Genomic DNA, 2,120 nt, shown 5'->3' on the forward strand with positions numbered 1-2,120 from the left:
ACAAAAATGCACTGCGTCAAACTCCTTGGCCAAGGCCTCATGGCCCGAGACTTCGACCGACAAGTCGCTGAGCTCCAGATCCGGATCGCGGTGCTCAACCGCTACACCGCTCTTGGCATACCCGTCACGGAACCGGTAGGATAAGTCCGTCCGGGGAAGGGGGAAGTGCCCTCAAACCCAGATTTGTGCAACAAAGCCGGGGTAAGGGGCAAATCCGCCTCAGTCCTGATCCATGCAACACAGCCTGCACAAACCTATTTTTCTACGACGAGCCAAAAATGTCCTGATGCCAACCGCAGTATTCTTGGTAAGCGATTTCGTATCCGGCGCGGTTCTTAATATTGTTACAGTCCATAGAACTCGTATAGAGATGATGGAACACAAATGTTAATCCGGTTGCGCACAATCCAACAATGGCGAACTTCCAATAATCCGGATTTTTCAGTGAAAAAATTAGGAAAAAAATTGTTGCAGTGGATATCAACAGATACGCAATAATTGTAAAGACTGTTCCATCCCTAGGAATGTCCTCTGGGTTCATAGCAAAGAAACCAATAAGCCCAACATTAAAAGCAAGCCCAGCAAGTGCGATGATGATTGAAACCGCGGCGATTGCCCGTCGCCAGTTGAAGAAAAAATGGTTGAGTGATTCAAACAAAGCATGGGCCTTGGAGCGTTGGACGAGGCATCTTGCCCCAATCAATGAGCCAAGGAGGAACACCGTTCCGTAGGCACCTACTGGCCCGTCTCCAAGGCCGTTTGAAAACGAAAGCCAGTCCTCCCCCCGGTCGAACGCAACGATGCTGCCTTTGCAAACGTGCTCCAAATCGCATGTCGAGAGGACCAGTCCAACCAACGCAAAAACTGTGATGCAGTAGGCGATGAACAGTAGACGCGAGCCCACTAATGCTCTGACGGTGATTAGTATTGCTGCGATAGAAGCCACCGCGACGGCAGCGACCACATTGGGGTTCCAATCTCTGGAATCGTAGTAAAAAGCCTTGTAATATTCATCATAGCGGCCCACCTCATCGCCTTGCAAAAAACCAATGCTGACGCCGCCGTCAAGGTATGAGACCCACTGCGCTAGCGCCCTGAAAACATTTATTATCCCGAGAAAAGAGAGGGTAATTCCTCCTATAATGGCGCAGAAGATCAGTAGCGCCGCCAAACCTTCGCCCGCACTTCCCGGATTTGCACGGCTGTCGGCTGTAGCTCGCCCCGACAAAAATCCATAAAAGAAACTCATATTTCCCCCAATTAAACGAATTCTATCGGTCTAGACTTCGATCTCTACCACGCTTCCGCCCCTTCTGCATTCGCTCGATCTGGCGCAACTTCTCCTCAAACCGTTGCTGATCCTGGTCCCGCTCTGCCGCGCGTTTCTGACGTGCTCGATCGGCATCTTCGTCCGCCGCGCGGTGGCGATCAAGCATCGTCAACAATCCTGGCCGGTACTGAGCTGCCACCTCGCGCTTCATATCCGCATAGCGCGATTTCACGGCTCCTGAGTGCAGAGCACGGTTTTCCTGATGGTAAGCATCGGCAGCGTGCCCGACGAACATGGCACGTCCCGCCTTTTTCCCTTGGTGGGGTTCTCGTAACAAAGCTGCGGTATGTTGCATAAGCAAGCGCTTGTTATTGAACGGTTTCTGCCGCAGTATTTCGGATAAGCCTTTGATCTTCCAGTCCAACAGCGCGGGGCGGCTCCAGATGTATTCTTCGCCTTTGGAGAGCATGTGCCAAATGACCACTGTCAGCTTTCGTGCTGTTGCCACCGCTGCGATCTGACTGCCGCGCTTTTCCCTGATCCGCCGAAAGAAGGCTCAGAGTGGGCCGGGCGTTCGTGAGATTGACCAGGCTGCCTCAACCAGCATCGCCCGCACATGCGATCTACCCTGCTTGGTGATGTGGCCGTGGTAGGCGGATTCCGTCAATTTGCAGAGCTTGCTGGATAATAGCGGTCAGTCAAAGCAATAGCTTCGAAACAATGCGAGGTTTGCGACATGTGTAGACGCCCAAAACGCAAGAGGTAATTTTGACCGTATCTGCATCGGTTCGGGTACTGACATGTGTTCGGCCTATAGCGCGGCCTTTGCACATGCCGCTGGCCCGTAAGG

1 protein-coding gene and 2 pseudogenes are annotated in these 2,120 nt (G+C 52.5%); 1 reads left to right on the forward strand and 2 read right to left on the reverse strand.

Translation table 11 applies throughout. The features are described 5' to 3' along the window. Positions 1 to 144: pseudogene (locus AB1E34_RS26050) on the forward strand (IS5/IS1182 family transposase); the annotation flags it as partial. Between the two features lie 118 nt (positions 145 to 262). Here the strand turns inward: AB1E34_RS26050 and AB1E34_RS26055 are convergent. Continuing rightward, positions 263 to 1,249, reverse strand: coding sequence for a hypothetical protein (locus AB1E34_RS26055; protein ID WP_372575198.1), 987 nt, complete (start codon positions 1,247 to 1,249; stop codon positions 263 to 265). 438 nt (positions 1,250 to 1,687) lie between these two features. Further along, positions 1,688 to 1,919 (reverse strand): annotated as a pseudogene (locus AB1E34_RS26060) (hypothetical protein); the annotation flags it as partial. Positions 1,920 to 2,120: the final 201 nt, after the last annotated feature.

The organism is Ruegeria jejuensis, assembly GCF_041537905.1.
GTDB lineage: Bacteria > Pseudomonadota > Alphaproteobacteria > Rhodobacterales > Rhodobacteraceae > Ruegeria_C.

Excerpts from the sequence above, each read along its gene's own strand:
- AB1E34_RS26055 (WP_372575198.1), bottom strand. The coding sequence starts at position 1,249 with ATGAGTTTCTTTTATGGATTTTTGTCGGGGCGAGCTACAGCCGACAGC.